Source organism: Acetobacteraceae bacterium, from assembly GCA_004843165.1.
Lineage (GTDB): Bacteria > Pseudomonadota > Alphaproteobacteria > Acetobacterales > Acetobacteraceae.
In genome coordinates this window covers 136,954-153,722 of sequence record CP039459.1, presented here as the reverse complement: position 1 = coordinate 153,722, position 16,769 = coordinate 136,954, and the positions used below count along the sequence as shown (strand labels likewise).

At 42.4% G+C, this 16,769-nt stretch carries 14 protein-coding genes; all 14 read right to left on the bottom strand.

Features of this window, described 5'->3' with window-relative positions; translation table 11 throughout:
* Window positions 1-61 precede the first annotated feature (61 nt).
* A complete protein-coding gene (gene ftsA / locus FAI41_00735; GenBank protein ID QCE32230.1) occupies window positions 62-1,402 on the bottom strand; it encodes a cell division protein FtsA in 1,341 nt (446 codons plus the stop codon).
* 98 nt (window positions 1,403-1,500) lie between these two features.
* Window positions 1,501-2,307, bottom strand: a complete 807-nt coding sequence (locus tag FAI41_00730; protein QCE32229.1) for an FtsQ-type POTRA domain-containing protein — start codon at window positions 2,305-2,307, stop codon at window positions 1,501-1,503.
* A gap of 61 nt (window positions 2,308-2,368) precedes the next feature.
* Window positions 2,369-3,325, bottom strand: coding sequence for a D-alanine--D-alanine ligase (locus FAI41_00725; protein QCE33743.1), 957 nt, complete (start codon window positions 3,323-3,325; stop codon window positions 2,369-2,371).
* A gap of 17 nt (window positions 3,326-3,342) precedes the next feature.
* On the bottom strand, window positions 3,343-4,200 hold the full coding sequence (gene murB, locus FAI41_00720; protein QCE32228.1) for a UDP-N-acetylmuramate dehydrogenase: 858 nt from the start codon (window positions 4,198-4,200) through the stop codon (window positions 3,343-3,345).
* A 12-nt stretch (window positions 4,201-4,212) separates the two neighbouring features.
* Window positions 4,213-5,679, bottom strand: a complete 1,467-nt coding sequence (locus FAI41_00715; protein QCE32227.1) for a UDP-N-acetylmuramate--L-alanine ligase — start codon at window positions 5,677-5,679, stop codon at window positions 4,213-4,215.
* Window positions 5,676-6,824: an undecaprenyldiphospho-muramoylpentapeptide beta-N-acetylglucosaminyltransferase gene (gene murG, locus FAI41_00710; protein QCE32226.1), complete on the bottom strand. Its 1,149-nt coding sequence runs from the start codon at window positions 6,822-6,824 to the stop codon at window positions 5,676-5,678. Before murG ends, FAI41_00715 begins: the two co-directional genes overlap by 4 nt.
* The gene (locus FAI41_00705) at window positions 6,821-7,975 is read right to left on the bottom strand and encodes a cell division protein FtsW (protein QCE32225.1); all 1,155 of its coding nucleotides are present in this window, start codon (window positions 7,973-7,975) and stop codon (window positions 6,821-6,823) included. Before FAI41_00705 ends, murG begins: the two co-directional genes overlap by 4 nt.
* Before the next feature lie 3 nt (window positions 7,976-7,978).
* A complete protein-coding gene (gene murD, locus FAI41_00700; protein QCE32224.1) occupies window positions 7,979-9,352 on the bottom strand; it encodes a UDP-N-acetylmuramoyl-L-alanine--D-glutamate ligase in 1,374 nt (457 codons plus the stop codon).
* Between the two features lie 28 nt (window positions 9,353-9,380).
* The gene (locus tag FAI41_00695) at window positions 9,381-10,466 is read right to left on the bottom strand and encodes a phospho-N-acetylmuramoyl-pentapeptide-transferase (protein ID QCE32223.1); all 1,086 of its coding nucleotides are present in this window, start codon (window positions 10,464-10,466) and stop codon (window positions 9,381-9,383) included.
* Window positions 10,463-11,878, bottom strand: a complete 1,416-nt coding sequence (locus tag FAI41_00690; protein QCE32222.1) for a UDP-N-acetylmuramoyl-tripeptide--D-alanyl-D-alanine ligase — start codon at window positions 11,876-11,878, stop codon at window positions 10,463-10,465. The genes FAI41_00695 and FAI41_00690 overlap by 4 nt, the downstream gene beginning before the upstream one ends.
* Window positions 11,878-13,359 (bottom strand): UDP-N-acetylmuramoyl-L-alanyl-D-glutamate--2,6-diaminopimelate ligase, encoded by a 1,482-nt coding sequence (locus FAI41_00685; GenBank protein ID QCE32221.1) that lies wholly within the window; start codon window positions 13,357-13,359, stop codon window positions 11,878-11,880. The genes FAI41_00690 and FAI41_00685 overlap by 1 nt, the downstream gene beginning before the upstream one ends.
* Before the next feature lie 15 nt (window positions 13,360-13,374).
* On the bottom strand, window positions 13,375-15,171 hold the full coding sequence (locus tag FAI41_00680) for a penicillin-binding protein 2 (protein QCE32220.1): 1,797 nt from the start codon (window positions 15,169-15,171) through the stop codon (window positions 13,375-13,377).
* Window positions 15,168-15,782 carry a hypothetical protein gene (locus FAI41_00675; GenBank protein QCE32219.1) on the bottom strand — a complete coding sequence of 205 codons (615 nt, stop codon included), beginning with the start codon at window positions 15,780-15,782 and terminating at the stop codon, window positions 15,168-15,170. The genes FAI41_00680 and FAI41_00675 overlap by 4 nt, the downstream gene beginning before the upstream one ends.
* A complete protein-coding gene (rsmH, locus tag FAI41_00670) occupies window positions 15,779-16,768 on the bottom strand; it encodes a 16S rRNA (cytosine(1402)-N(4))-methyltransferase RsmH (protein ID QCE32218.1) in 990 nt (329 codons plus the stop codon). Before rsmH ends, FAI41_00675 begins: the two co-directional genes overlap by 4 nt.
* Between the last annotated feature and the right edge of the window lies 1 nt (window position 16,769).

The window sequence follows — 16,769 nt, the reverse complement described above, 5'->3', positions numbered from 1 at the left end:
GAAACTCTTGGTCAAAAAAACTGAAAAAAATACAGATTTACTCTGCTTAAAACATATTGGCCTATTCTGCATTTTGAATAAAGCGAAGAATTCGTTCCATTGGCCCATCATCACGCTGTATCCCCTGCAATCCGATATGGCCAAAATTACGATCTGCGCCTACTCTCCATGTTAATAAGCCGACAGCACAAGCAAAAGAAGGCGCAAATCCAAGCATTTTAGCTGGGATGCCTTTCGCATTGTCAGGCCGTCCAAGGCGGCAAGGTGCATTAAAAATAGCACTTACCTCATTGTCGATTCCTTCGAGTAAGGACCCCCCCCCTGTTAGCACTATTCGCTTCCAAGGGGGAGGGGCATTTTTTTTAATAATGCCCGGAAGAGCAGAAATATCTTGAAAAACCAAAGAAAGAATTTTGCGTATATGCGTCGAAATGAGCGAAGAAATCTCAGAACGCTGAACACGGTTATTATTTTTATTAGAACCTTCTGGGAGAGAAATTTCTGTTTCATCCTCCAATCCAAATCGTGGACAGCCATAGCGTGTCTTTAATTTCTCAGCCGTTTCGACTTTAATACCGAATTCAATCATTAGAAGACGTGTAATATAATTGCCACCCCATTTAACTTGGCCGATACCATGTGGCTTATTCCGTAAGAAAAAAGCCCACGATGTTGTTCCTGCGCCGAGGTCAATGACAAGGGTACCGTAATCACGTTCTTGCGGTTGTAAAACGGCAAGACCGGAAGCAAAGGCCGCTGGCAAGTAAGGGGAGGGGTAAATATTACTTTGCTCAAGATTTTTATTAAGCGTACGGAAGGGCTGATCTGAGGAGAGAACTGCCAAAAATTTTGAATCAAGAGAATAGCATGGCTGGCCAATGGGTGTCTCAATTTCTGTATGGCCATCAATGACATAGGAAATAGGAAATAGGCGCACTAAGCGATCTTTATGTTGATTGCATTTTCTTTTTGCCGCCTCAAGGAGCTGCTTAATTTCTCGGCTGGAAGCCTCCTCACCACCCAGCGTGACAGAAGAAGAGACATAATGCGAATAAGGATCACCGCAAGAGAGATTGATAGCAATCTCTTTTCTTTTTGGTGTTAAGCCAGCTTGGTTTACGGCCTCTTGGTAGGCAGATAGAATGGCTTTGCGTGCAACGGGGACATTGACAATGTCCCCGGAGGCAATACCCTCTGACTTTACCCACCCACAGCCAAGAATTTCAATTGTATCTTTTTCTTTCTCATTATGAGAGGCACGTCCTATGAGACAGGTAATTTTATTCGAGCCAATATCAATAGCGGCCTGAAACTTTCTTTTTTTCAGCAAAGCCCACTTACCTGCATTTTCAGCAGGTTTTATTTTGGACTTGGATAAAAAAGGGGAGAGAGAATCATTCATAGTTAGGCGTTATTTACTCTTTCATTCCCAGAAAAGATCCCAAAAGAAAGTAATAAGAAAGTGAATACTAATTTATCATTTTATTGATAAGTAATTATTTATTCAAGACTAAGAGATTCTTTTACAAGCTTCTGTTGCTCTGTCTTATTCGGTATGCGCAATACTAGTCGGTCAGGTAGCCGAAGATCAATAACAGAAATAGGACGTTCTGTAAGTTTTAGTTTTTTATTTGCAAAAGAGAAGCGTTGCAAGGCGGCGCTTTCTTTTGTTTCAGGAAGTTTTACGGTTTGCCCTGTTTTTAAAATCACATCCCAGCGTCGTTTACCAATACGGATGAGAGCTGTTGTTTTGTCTTTGAGATCTGGGCAGGCATTAAAGAGAGGAATAAAGTTTGTTGCGGCTAAATTAGCATCATCTCCGACAATTAATGGCATTTTCTGTAAAATACGATCAACCCGGGAATCTTGCCGTGGTGGAAGGGTTGTTCCATCTATATCGACAAGTAAAAGCTGTTTTTTGGTTTGCCATACTGCAATAGGAGAATGTTCGGAAAGCGTTACCGTAACGGTTTTGCTAAAAGGTGCCCGTTGCACAATAGCATTTTCAACAAAGGGGAGTTTTAAGAGCTTTTCACGAACAGCGGCAGCAGAAAAATTACGAATTTCACTGTCTGAATTGCTTGAAAGAGCCTCAAAAATATCGCTTTGATCTGTAAGATGGCGTCCTTGAATTCCAACCGTATCAATTTTAGGATTGATAACATCGGTTGTGCTGTGAAAATTTTCTCTTAACTGATGTAAAAGTTGGATTCCCATATTTTCAAAAGCAGGGTCTTCTAACCAGCAAATGGAAAATCCCATAGCAACGAGAAAAATAATTGCAAGCTTGCTACGCCATTGCTTCATTTATGAGAGCTCCTTGCAAGAACGATGTTCGGCATGAGAGATTTAAATCGTTTGATACGCCTTAAATATCCTGCACCTTGGGAAAATGCTCAGGGAGAGATTTTGACCGGTTTAAACAATCAGCAATCATCCATTTACATAATTCAGAGAAACTAATACCAGCAAATTTTGCTTGTTCAGGCAAGAGAGAGGTATCTGTCAGGCCCGGCTGTGTATTAATTTCAAGGATAGCAAGTGTACCTGTCTTGGGATCAAAGCGAAAATCTGTTCTTGTTGCGCCTGCGCAATTTAAGACTTGATGGGCTTTTAAGGCAAATTTAAAGGTTTTTTGACGGATATTTTCAGGAATTTGTGCAGGTAAAATATGCTGAGAGCCTCCAGGGCTATATTTGGCATCGAAGCTATAAAAGTCGCCTTCTTTCTGTGGACGAATTTCTGTGACCTCTAAGGCTTTATTGTCAAGAACGCCAACGGTTAATTCCAGTCCTGGGATGAAGGATTCCGCAAGAATGGCAGAATTATAATGCCATTCGGAGGCAATTTTTTCACGTTTTTTAGGATCGTCTTTTTGAAAAATTGAAACGCCAAAAGAAGAGCCTTCTGCAACAGGTTTAATGACATAGCCTCCCTCAAAAGGCGCTTTTTCTTTAAGTTCCTCTTGGGAAAGAAGACGACCAGGGGGAACAGGAAGGCCATTGGCAATGAGAATATCTCTACAGATTTTCTTATCAAAGCATGCCGCAGAGGCTAATACACCAGAATGTGTATAAGAAATTTTTGAAAGTTCTAGTAAACCTTGGATAACACCATTTTCGCCATCTCCACCATGAAGCGCATTGAAGATAGCAGTAGGAGCTAGTTTTTCAAGCTGATGGACAAGCGCATAAGGCGAAATATTTGCATCAATTTCCGTGATGGTGAAACCCTCTTTTGAGAGGGCACGTGAAACGGCTTTGCCACTTGAAAAGCTAATTTCTCTTTCATTGCTAGCGCCGCCCATAAGGACAACAATATGGATTGGTGGATTGAATGTCATCATTGACCTATTCTCTTAATTTCCCATTGAAGCGTAATACCTGATTTTTTCTGGACAAGATCTATGACTTCATCCCCTAAAAATTCAAGGTCTTTAGAGGTCGCTTCTCCGAGATTAATGAGAAAATTACAATGTTTTTCACTTATCATGGCATCGCCACGACGTTTGCCACGGCATCCTGACTCGTCAATGAGTTTCCAAGCGCTATGGCCTTCAGGGTTTTTAAAGGTTGAGCCGCCTGTTTTTACCTTGCTTGGTTGAGCTGTTGTACGGTGCAGCTTAATCGCTTTCATTTTTTCAGAAATGTCAGCATGATTGCCTTGAGGGGCGTGTAAACGCATTCGTGTCACAATAGCCCCTTGTGGCAATTCGGAGTGCCGGTAAGAAAGATGGATTTCATGTGGATAGAGAATAGCACATTTACCGCTAGGTAGAAGAACCTCTACCCAGTCAAGAATATGAGACATTTCACTTCCCGATGCCCCTGCATTCATAGCAATGGCACCACCAAGACTTCCGGGAATTCCAGACAGAAATTCTAATCCGGATCTATTTTCTGCCGCTGCCGCACTTGCAAGCGTCATATCAAGACAGGCTGCACCGACAATAACCCCGTCTTTGTCAAACGAGTAATTTCGAAAATCGCCTCCTAAACGGATAACGGTTTCCTTAACCCCTGAATCCCGGACGAGGGTATTGGAAAGCGCCCCGACAATTAAAGTATTTTCAGGAGAATTCTTAAGAAAATTTTGAAGGTCTTCAAGTGTATCTGGGATAAAAACTTTTTCAGCATGTCCGCCAGTACCAAACCAGCTCCGTTTTCCTAAAGGAAAATTTTCATAGATTTTACCGCTCATCAGAATGGTTTCCTATTTAGAAGAAAAGTTTTTTAGTTGTTCCGGGAGGTCATGCGCCCATTTTGTGATTGTCCCAGCCCCTAAGCACATGACATAATCACCTTCTTTTGCGGTTTTATAGATAAGGGAAGGTAATTCTTCTTCCGAGGAGAAGGGGATCGCATGGCGGTGTCCTTGAATTTTAAGCGCCTCAATAAGATCATCTTTTTCAGCGCCTTTAATCGGTTTTTCCCCTGCGGCATAAACATCGCTAATCATCACGATATCAGATTTCATGAGGCATGCGCAGAAATCATTAAATAATTCTTTGATACGGGAATAACGATGTGGTTGCATAACGGTAATAATGCGTCTAGCCCCTGCCTGTCGTGCAGCTTCGAGAACAGCTTGGATTTCAATTGGATGATGGGCATAGTCATCAATAATTTCGGCACCGTTCCAGTTGCCGACACGTGTAAAGCGACGCTGAACCCCTTTAAACTTTTCAAAAGATTTTTGAAGGACTGTCGGTGGGATATCCATTTCCATCGCAACGGAAACCGCAGCCAATGCATTAAGCACATTATGACGGCCAAACATATTGAGATGGAAGGGGCCGATTTGCTGTGGCTTTGACCCATCACGGCGTTTGACAACAACATCAAAAATACTGCCATGCGTATCTGCTTTGACATTGATGCCCTGAATATCGGCATTCGGGCTAAAGCCATAGGTGAGAATACGATGGTTTGAAAGGCGTGGAATCATCTTTAAAACATTTGGATGATCAATGCAGAGCACAGCGAAACCGTAAAAAGGCAGGTTGGAGACAAACTGATCATAACCAGCTTCCATCGCCTCGGCAGTTCCCCAATGATCCAAATGTTCCGGGTCCATATTGGTCACGACGGCGACAACGGCGGGTAAACGTAGAAAAGAGCCATCGCTCTCATCGGCTTCAGCAACCATCCAGTCGCCTTTTCCCATTCTTGTATTGGTGCCGTAAGCCTCGATGATTCCGCCATTAATAACGGTTGGATCTAGTTTTCCTTCTTCCAGTACAGCAGCAATAAGACTGGTTGTTGTCGTTTTTCCATGCGTTCCACCGATGGCAATCGACCAGCGAAGGCGCATTAATTCAGCAAGCATTTCTGCACGTTTTACGATAGGGAGCAGACGCTGACGGGCCTCTTTTATTTCTGGATTTTCAGCAGGGATAGCTGTTGAGACAATAACGACATCCGCTTTTGTCACATGTTCTTTTTGATGTCCTATAAAGACCGGGACGCCTAATTTTTTAAGACGTTCTGTATTGGCATTTTCTTTTTGATCGCTTCCTTGAACCTGGTATCCAAGCAAATGAAAGGCCTCTGCAATACCAGACATGCCGATCCCGCCAATCCCCACAAAATGTAGAATTCCAACAGAAAAGGGAAGGGAGGGACGCCCAAATGGCTGTGGTGAGATTGCGTTTTTAGAAGAAGAAAAAATAGAAGTCATGTAAGCTCGGATGTGGTTGATGGCTCAGAAATTTTTGAAAGGATGAAATCAGCAAATCTTTGTGTGGCTTGCGGTTGTGATAGATGATGCAAGGCGTGAGAGGTTTGTGTGAGAATCTCTGTGCTTTCTAAAATATCTTGTAGTAATTGTGTGAGCTTTTCAGGATTTTCCGTCAATTTTTTTTGAGAAATAATCCATCCAGCCTCTCTACAAGATAAAAATTCGGCATTGCGTGTTTGTTCATCTGCCGCAGCTGCTGGTAGGGGAATAAAAATTGCAGGGCGTTCTGCTGCAATGATTTCGGCGACAGTTGCTCCACCTGCACGTCCAATTATTAAATGCGCCTCTTTGACTTGATCAATCATATCATCAAAAAAAGGAGAGATTTTTTTTACCGTAATCCCTAAAGAAGTATAAAGTTGCGTCAGCTCTAAAAGATATTCATCACCAGCTTGCTGGCTGATAGATATCCTTTTTCTGAGAGTTTCCGGTAAAAGAGAAAGCGCCTGTGGAATGAGGGTGGAAAAGGCCGCGGCTCCTAAAGATCCACCGACAATAAGAAGATGAATTTTCTCGTTTAAGCTTGGCGCATGATAGGGAGCTGTATAAGGAATTTCCTCAATTTCATGGCGGATAGGCATTCCAACAAATTGCGTGTGCCTTTCTTCTGGGAAACCTTTTGTTTGCGGAAAAGAAAGGCAAATTGTTGCGCCTAAGCGTGATAGGAGACGATTTGCCGTTCCTGCAATGGCATTCCCCTCATGAATAATCCGTAATGTTTTCCTAAGAAAAGGCAATTTTGTTGCCAGTAATGGCGGCAGGGAAGGATATCCTCCAAAGCCAATGACGACTTTAGGTTTTAAGCGCCAAAGGATAAAAGCAGCTTGTATTAAACCTAAAAATAGTCGGAAAGCCCCTTGCAAACGTGTCCAAAGATTTTTACCAACAATGCCACCGGATTTAATGACGTAGAAAGTCCAGCCTGATTTATTTGTCTCTTCGAATTTTTGTCTGGCACGCTCATCTATCATAAAGACAGGGTTAAAACCTTTTTCCTCAAGCGCTTTCCCTAAACTCATTGCCGGGAAAAGATGTCCGCCAGTGCCACCAGCAGCGAGGATAATATTTGGAGCAGATTTGTTCACGGTAACTTACTCTCAGATGAATGTCCTGAAAAAGCGTCAACGGCAATGGTTCTTCTGGCAAGAGAAAGTAGCATGCCTAGGGTTAGTCCTACCGAAAGAATGGAGCTTCCGCCATAGGAAATAAAGGGCAATGTCATCCCTTTTGTTGGAATAAGATTAACGGTGGATGCCATGTTGACACAAGCTTGAAACCCAAATCCAGAGACAAGTCCCGCAGAGGCAAGGATTTCCCACTTGCAGTTCTTTTTAATGAGAGAGAGTAAAGTTCGGATAACTAAAATTGCGAAAAGAGCGATAATAATGAGGCAGAGAATCAGTCCAAACTCTTCACCAGCAACAGCAAAAATAAAATCAGCATGGGCATCTGGAAGTAGATTTTTGACTTCGCCTTCACCAGGTCCCATTCCCCAAATGCCGCCATTTCGAATAGCCCGTAAGGACATATCAACCTGATAATGATCGCCGTTGTGCGGATGAAGAAAACGTTCAACGCGTGAATGAACATGTGGCAGGAATGTATAGGCTAAAAAGAAGCCAAAGCCAGCAATTGCCCCCATAAGGGCGCAGAAAGCAAGTGAAATACCATCAATAAAGAATTCTACAGCTAAAATACCCGCAATAACGCTCAACATTCCAATATCTGGTTGTAAGACGAGAAGGCAAGCAATGATAAGAAAGAGACTAATAGAAAGTCCCCAATATTTCCATTGTGTTTTGAGGGAAGCATCCGGCGCACAGAGGCTTAAAATCCAGCCCGTTGTGACGGCAAAACAGGGCTTGAGAAACTCGGAAGGCTGAATAGACATCACAGGCAGGCTAATCCATCTTCTAGCTCCTTTAATATCCATACCGTGAACGAGCGTGTAAGCCGTGGCTAAAATTCCCAAAACCGTTCCAACAAAAGCGAGTTTTAGAATGATACGCTGGGGTAAAAGGGCAACGCTGAGCATTAAAATCCAGCCGGCAAGCAAAAAACCGGTTTGTTTAATGATAAAAATATGCGGAGGTGCACCAATGCGGATTGCAACGGCTGGACTCGCAGCAAGCATGAGAACATAGCCAAAGCATGTAATGACAAAGATACAGGCAAGAGACCAGTAATCAATTTCCCTTGTCCACCAATTTTGAAAGTATTTTGTCAGTTTATTCATCTGTTAGACATTGTCCTTTTGTGTGGACTCAGACTTAGAGGCAATGTTAGCGCAACAGGCCGCAAAAGCATGGCCTCTTTCTTCAAAATTTCTGAATTGATCCTGACTTGCACAAGCTGGAGAAAGTAGAACAACCCCTTTTCCAGCTTCTTTGGCTTGAGCATAAGCCGCTTTTGTTGCGTCTTCTAGAGAGTTGCAAAGGCTATAAGGTATTTTTGCTTTGGCAAGTGTTTTTGAAAGTCGTGCCGCATCTTTACCGATAACAAAAGCATGCTGTATGTGCGAGGCAACTTTTTCGATACCTTCAATACCATTGGCTTTTGCAATACCGCCCATAATCCAAAAAATATCATCCCATGCCGTGAGTGCAGGAAGGGCCGCTTCAAAATTTGTCGCTTTACTATCATTGACGAAAGAAATTTTTCCAACATGTCCAATCATTTGAAGACGGTGGGGTAGATTTCTGAAACTTTGAACGCCATTGGCAATGGCTTCGTCTGAAATGCCAAAAAATTTGGCGATAAAGAGGCATAAAGCGAGGTTGTGATAGTTATGCTGGCCAGGTAAATGCGGTGCAAGAGGCATTTTACTTGCCGGAAAGGCCTGTGCAAATTCACAACGGATGGATCTATCCTGAAGAAGAGAGACTTCATCCAGACTCCATGCTTCTTTTTCCCCAAAAACAGCAAGACCTGACGGCGTAAGATTATTAAAAATATTTCGTTTTGCTTTGAGGTAACCTTGAAGATCATAGTGGCGATCAAGATGATCTGGTGAAAAAGTTGTCCATGCAGCGACATCTGGCTGAAAAGATTGAAGCCGTTCCAGCATATAGGAGGACATTTCGATCACATAGATTCCTGTATCGCCAAAAAGAGGTAGAGCAAAGACGGATTTTCCGATATTTCCACCAGCAATAACTTCTTTATTTTCTTGACTTAAAAGATGGGCTGTTAAAGCTGTACAGGTGGATTTCCCATTTGTTCCTGTAATCCCAATAAAATGAGCCTTAGAGCCAGATTTTCGAACCGCTTGGTAAAAAAGCTCCACATCGGAAATGATGGGAATATTATTTTTATTGGCAAGTAAAGCGATAGGATGCGGGCTTGGATATGTATGCGGAACACCAGGTGAAAGAATGAGTGCCTTGGCATTGGAAGGAAAGGCAGTGATAGGAGAAAGAAATAATTGTGAAAATTCAGATCCAGAGAGTGCTTCCTCCCATTCTTTGGGTTTGAAATTTTCGGAATCATCCCATGCAAAAACAGTGGCCCCCATTGAAAGCAAGGCTTTAACGGTGTGTGTGCCGCTATTTCCTAAACCATAAACAATATATGTTTCGCCTAAAAAGAGCGTTTCAGGAAAAGCAGTACCCATAAAAAATCCTTTTAAAAATCCCTTGTCCTTAGCGAAGTTTTAAAGTCGCAAGGCCTAAAAGTCCCAAGATAAGAGCAATAATCCAAAAACGAACAACAATTTTTGGCTCTTCCCAACCTTTTTTCTCAAAATGATGGTGAAGGGGGGCCATAAGGAAAATACGTTTTCCTGTTCGTTTAAACCAAAAAACTTGCAAAATGACGGAAAGCGTTTCAATAACAAAAATTCCTCCGACAAGACAAAGAACAAGTTCATTTTTAACAGCAACAGCAACACTCCCTAACGCAGCGCCGAGCGCAAGCGAGCCTGTATCGCCCATAAAAATTTCAGCTGGAGGGGCATTATACCATAAAAATCCGAGACATGCCCCAATCAAGGCTGCGCAAAACACCGTCAATTCACCTGTTCCGGGAATAAAGGGAATTTCAAGATAATTGGCAAATATATGATTGCCGATCATGTAGGCAATAATCGCAAAAACAAGGCAAGCAATAATGGTAGGAACAGTGGCTAAGCCATCAAGTCCATCTGTTAAATTGACGGCGTTTCCAAATCCCGCAATGAAAACCATTGCAAAAATAGGAAAGAAGGTGCCTAGGGGAATAATGACATCTTTTAAAAAGGGAATAGCTACGCCATTGCGGATTTCTGGTGGCGTTAAAAGTTCAATCCAAACGGAGACGATCCCAGCAATAGTGAATTCGCAGAAAAGACGAACCCGTCCAGGAACGCCATTTGAATTTTTTTTAGCAACTTTTAAAAAATCATCCCAAAAGCCGATGAGTCCAAAAGTAAGGAAAGCGGTCATTGTTGCCCACAGAAATCCATTGTGAAGATTTCCCCACAAAAGAATACTCAGAGGCGCTGAAAAGAGGATAAGCAATCCTCCCATTGTTGGTGTTCCTGCCTTTTCTGTAAGATGTCGGGCAGGGCCAACCTCTCTGATGGGCTGTCCGCCCAGTCTTCGTAAGGCTCGAATGAAATAAGGTCCTGTTAAGAGGGCAATCAACAATGCGGTTAGGCAAGCTGCTCCTGCACGGAAAGTAATATAGTGGAAGAGATTTGCGAGGCCAGCATGATGGGGGAAAAAGGATTGAATGAGTTCGTAGATCATGACTGTGTTTTCTCTGTTGCTGTTTGATTCTGAGAGAAGTTATTTTTTAAAGCCTGAACAACTTTATCCACTCTCATGCTGTGACTTCCTTTAGCGAGAAGATAATCCCCATCTTGCAAATATTTTTGAATAGGTTGGATTAATGCTTCGGAAGTAGGGGCATAGCCGCCTTGAAGTTCAGGAGGGAGTTTTTCAAAAATAGCCTTCATTGCCGTTCCACAGCAAAAAAGAACGATTTTTTCTGCAACGAGAAGAGGGAGTAAAGAGGCATGTTCTTCTTGAGAAAAATCGCCTAACTCCAACATATCTCCTAAAATTACAATTCTGCGAGAGGATTTTTGAAGAAACAGCGTTTTTAAGGCCGCTCTAACACTCGCAGGAGAGGCATTATGTGTCTCGTCAATGAGTGTGATATTTTTTTTCAGCAGATGTTTTTCACCCCGTCCATAGCCTGGCTTGAATTGTTGAATGGCTTTTAACGCTTTCGAAGGCTCAAGGTTAAGCGCAAGGACAGAAGCTATTGCGATTGCGGCATCTTCTAAAAGATGTTCTCCGGGCGCCGAAAGCTGTAAGGAAAAAGATTGATTTTGATATTCTAAAAGACAAGAGCTTTCTTCAGAAGTTAGGGTTGCCTTTTCAATCCTCAAATTATTTTTTAGATTTTTTCCAACGGTAAAAATTTTAACATTTTTAGGAATTTCTTGCGCAATAATGTTATTAATAATCTCTGGAAAATCTGCATGAAGAGCAGTACCTGAAGCCGGAAGGGTTCGGAATAAAGTTGCCTTTTCCTTTGCGATTTCGATTTCACCGCCCATATTGCCAGCATGCGCTTTGTTAATCGCTGTAATAATGCCAATTTTAGGCTGAATCATTTTTGCGAGAGGCAAAATTTCGCCCTCATGATTCATACCGACTTCCAATACGGCAAATGTCGCATCTTTTGGAATAGCAATGAGGCTTAAAGGAACACCAAGATGGTTATTAAGCGATTTTTTTGAAACAAATGTTTTGCCATAAGGGGATAAGGCTTTGAAAAGCATATCTTTTGTGGTGGTTTTTCCGACACTTCCCGTTACAGCAAGAACATGTCCTGTAAAATTTTCCCGTGCAAAAGAGGCCATTTTAGTGAGTGCTTGAATGCAATCTTTCACAAGAAGAATTTTCTCATGAGATAAAAGATTATTTTCTTTTAAGAATTTTTGATTGTCAGCCATGATGCAAGAGGCACCTGCCTCAAGAGCTTTTTCAATAAAAAGATGTGCATCTTTTCGACCGCCTTGGAGCGCAATGAAAAGATCTCCTTTTTTCAGCTCTAAACTATTAATAGCGATACCTGTTACGGCAACATCTGTTTTGAGCTTTCCACCTGTCGCTTTTTCTAATTGTTCACGGTTCCAGAGAAGAGACATTAAAAAGCTCCTTGGGTAAGTTTACCGAGTTGCTGTGCAAGGAGAAAATCATCAAAAGGAAGGATTTTTCCTTGAATTTCTTGTCCTTTTTCGTGACCTTTTCCAGCAATCAATAAAATATCCCCCTCTTGGAGTTGCTTTAGGGCATAGGCGATCGCTTCTTTACGATCTGCAATTTCAATGGCTTTTTTGCAACCGTTAAGGACTTCTTTTCGGATAAGGTCAGGATCTTCAAATCGTGGATTATCATCTGTAACGATGACAAAATCAGCCAGATTGGCTGCCTGTCCCATCAAAGGGCGCTTGCCTTTATCACGATTACCGCCTGCACCAAAAACGATAAAAAGCTTACCTTTTGGTTTTAAATGAGGACGGAGAGATTCAACAATGCGTTCAATAGCATCTGGGGTGTGGGCGTAATCAATATAAACATTTGCGCCATTTTGTGTTTTTCCGGCAAACTGGGCACGTCCAGGAATGGGTTTTAGCTGTGGTAGAAGTTTCAAGAGGTGATAAATTTCTGATTCATCAGCTGTATTTGGGCAGGCAAGAGCTATCGCTAAGAGAGCATTTTGCGCTTGAAAAATCCCGGGAATAGGGAGATGCACCGAAATGGATTTTTGCCCTTGAAAAGAAATCGTAAGCAATTGGCCGTCTGGCAAAGGGCTAGTTTCTATTAAATTTAAGAAATTTCCGTTTTTTCCAACCGTACGTAAGGGGGCATGGGTCTCGTCCGCAATTTTTCTCAAGGCTTCAATGACTGTTGTGCCACAGGCAGTAGCAGCCACAATAGGGGCATTTTTTTGTCGAAGTTCTTTGAAAAGCGTTAATTTTGCAGTGAGGTAGTTTTCTTCTGTTTTATGGTAATCAAGATGATCTCGACTAAAGCTCGTAAAGCCAACAGCTTCAAAAAAAAGTCCCTTAAGACGGTTTTGAACAAGACCGTGCGAAGAGGCCTCAAGTGCAACATGGTTAACACCGGTTTCTTTTAATTGATGGAGATATTTTGCCAAAAATACTGGAGGGGGAGTTGTATGGGAAGCCTCAATATCACCTGTTGTCGCACGAATACCTAATGTACCGATTGAAGCTGCTTCTTTTTCTTGAAGCGCCCAGATTTGTCGTAAAAAATCGGCAGTGCTTGTTTTGCCATTTGTTCCTGTAATGGCAATAAGATGATCGGGAAGAGGTGTTGCCAATTTATAGGCACAAAGACTTAAGAGCGTTGTTGCATTTTCGACATGAATAATAGGAATTGAAATCTCTAAAAGAGAGAAAATCTCTTTTTCGCTCACGATGGCGACAGCGCCTTTGGCAATGGCCTCTTTTACAAAATTTGCCCCCTCTAACCGGGTTCCACTAAGCGCAAAGAAAAGCGTTCCAGCAATGACTTCACGGCTGTCACTGGAAATGGAAGTAATTTCCAATGTTTTAGAATTTTCTGGAATAAGATGGTTTGGAAGGAGCGAGGAGAGTTTCATAGCAACTTTATTGGGTTAAAAATGATGTGATTTCTTAAGAGATTCCATTTCAAGACGTAATTCCCCGGGGTCATAGTCAGGGCCAAGTGCTCGAACCCCCGCAGGGATAGCCGGTTGCATTGGCATGGAAAGACTTTCTTCGATTTGTTCTGCATCTGCAAAATTTGGATAAATTCCCAACATAGGTGCGACACGCAGGACAATTTTAGAAAAAATTGGGGCGGCAATCCAACCGGCGGTTTGAAAACCGTAGGTAGAGGCGTTTCCCTTAGGCGCATCAAGCATAACATAGACAGCATATTTAGGGTTATTCATTGGGAAAACACCGGCAAAAGCGGTGATATTGGTATGTTTCATATAATGACCGTGCGCATCAATTTTTTCGGCAGTGCCTGTTTTACCGCCGGGATAATAGCCCAATGCTTCTGCTTTGCGGCCTGTTCCATGCGTAATATCTAAGCGCAAAATTTTGCGCAACTGCTGAGAGGTCGTTTCAGACATGATACGAATAGGTTTCGCTGGGTTAATTCTGTTTTTTGCAGGAATCAGTGTAGGTGTAACGAGGAGACCGCCATTTGCAAGCGTTGCAACCCCACGAAGAATGGATAAAGGCGGCTCAGCAATGCCGTGCCCAAAGCCAATGGTTAAGACCGTTGTCGTTTTCCATTGTGATGCTGCAGGATAAAGTGGACGTGCTGCTTCTGGAAGTTCAATCGGCACACGATCAAGAAAACCAATTTTTTTAAACCATTCTTCTTGTTTAACCTCCCCAATATCAAGGGCAATATGCGCAGCTCCCAGATTTGAAGAGTAGGCCAGCACTTCAGGAAAAGAAAGGTAAGGCGCAAAATGATCTGTACTAAGATCGGAAATTTTAAAGCGTCCAATATGGATAGGGCTGGTTGAAAAACGATCCCACAGATGAATCTTACCTGACTGAAGCGCCATTGCCGCTGTTTGGAGTTTTAGTGTTGACCCCGGCTCATAGGCACCTGTGACGGCACGATTAAAACGTGCATCCATTGAGGCTTTATTGAGCTGGTTACCATCAAAGTCAGGTGCACTTACAAGCGCAATGATTTCTCCCGTGTGAATATCCATGACAATGGCACAGCCGCCCTGCGCATTGAAATTATTGACAGCATCAATAAGCGTAGAGCGAACAATTTCTTGAACACGCACGTCAATGGAAAGATTTAAAGGGGTTCGATCGCTTGAAAGACGGTCATCAAAATATTTTTCAATGCCGGAAATGCCATGTTCATCAATGTCAACACCTCCGACAACATGGGCGGCAACATGACCAAGCGGATAATGTCTTTTTTCACTATTTTCAAAGTAAAGACCAGGAATACCAAGATTATTAACTTGGATTTCTTCTTTAGGCGTTAAATTTCGTGCAATATAAGCAAATTTTTTATTATGTTCGAGATGATAAATTGTTTTTTTTATATCAATATTGGGTAAGATTTTTTTAAGCTGGTTAACAACATGGTGAATTTCAATGAGTTCATCTGGATGCGCATAAAGACTGACGACAGGAAGGGAGACGGCAAGTGTTTGTCCGTTCCTGTCTGTAATGGGAGCTCTTTGAACATGCGGAATATGCAATGTTGGCGTGCCTGTACTTGAACCCTCATCAGGCGTGAGAGAGGTCTCTAGGGCAACACTTGGTGGTAGCGGATAAAAAAGTGAAATCCATGCCGTTTTAAACGACAATGCCAAAAACAAAACCAAAAAGATAAAAGAGGCCAGAAGAAGGCGACTTTTCTCTATATCAAGAGGAGAAGAAGAGGCTTTCTTTTGTCTCATAATTCACTTGGCATTTGTGCAGAGGGACTTTGCTGAAATGCCGTTAAAAGTTTATCATAAGAATCATCTAGAGAGTGAGGAGAAGCTTGTGCAACAGGAAGGGAACGAATATGTTTTTGTGTATCATTCTTTTCCAAATCATTAATGGCAGATTCTAACCCACCATCTTCTGCGTGTGAGACGACGGAAGCCGGTAATGGGGCAATATTATTGTGTGCAAGAGAAATATTTTCAGCTTGAACATTTGAAGATGTGACATTATCGTGTCTGTTGTCTGCTAACATCGTAGGATGATCGGATTTTATTTTTGAATAAGTCTCAGGCAGTCGAGAGGAAGCCTGATCCAATTGCGCAAATTGCACCGTTTCCGTTGGGCGAAGGCTAGGTAAGAAACGCTTAGAAAGATCTTCTAAACGCTCAGGCTGATTTAAAATACCCCATTCCATTTTTAAGCGTGCCGTATGCTCATTCGCAGCAAGCATTTCTTTTTGGACTTGGGTAATATGGTACTGGATGAGCTTAGCCTGTTGCTTGGTCTGATAGAGATTCCAAAGCGAAAATAAGCAAATAGCGCTTGTAAGACCGGTTAGCCAGTAGCGAACTTTGCTCATGATCTGGCTCCTCTTAAAGAGGTTGAAAGTTTTTTCAAGACACGCAAGTGTGCGCTTCGTGCGCGTGGGTTAAGTTTGGTTTCTTCTTCAGAAGGGGAAATAGGATATCCTGAAGGAACGGCCCAGATTGAAGATTTTGCAGAGGCGTCTTTGGTCGGCACATAACGAGATTGTCCCTTTGTCGGAGAAACAAGGTGGCTAAATGCTTTTTTGACTAAGCGATCTTCCAAAGAATGGAAGCTTACGATGGCAAGGACACCGTCAGGTGCCAACATCGTAGGCGCATCTTCTAAAACACGCTGAATTTCATTCAGCTCATCGTTAACGGCAATTCGCAATGCTTGAAAACTACGTGTTGCAGGATCTTTTTTATTCTTAGAAGGGGGCACGCAAGAGCGGATAATATCTGCAAGCATCGCCGTATCTTTGATGGGGGCTTCAAGACGCATTTGAATAATTTTGCGAGCAATGCGTCTCGCACAACGTTCCTCACCATAATAATAGAAAATATCTGCCAAATCCTCTTCAGAGGCTTTATTCACGATATCTTCGGCACTCTGTGCATTATTACCCATTCGCATATCGAGAGGGCCATTTTCTTTAAAGGAAAAGCCACGTTCAGCCGTATCAATTTGAAAAGAGGAAAGACCAAGGTCAAGCATAATGGCATCGAAGCCATAGCATTTCTCTTCTTTTAACCAAGGTAGGTCTGCACAATATTCCTTCATGGCACTGAAAGTCCCTTCAATGGCTTCAAAGCGATTGGGGAATTCTTTTTTAAAGTTTTCAGCACGAAGAATAGCCGTATGATCACGGTCAATAGCAACGAGCTTACTTGTCGGGAAGTGATTAAGAACTGCACGACTATACCCGCCGCCGCCAAAAGTGCCATCGAGATAGAGAGCATTTTCTTTTTTAGGAAGCGCTGTAATGACCTCGTTTAAAAGAACGGGAATATGGCCTGTTTTCATATTTTGTACCGTCATT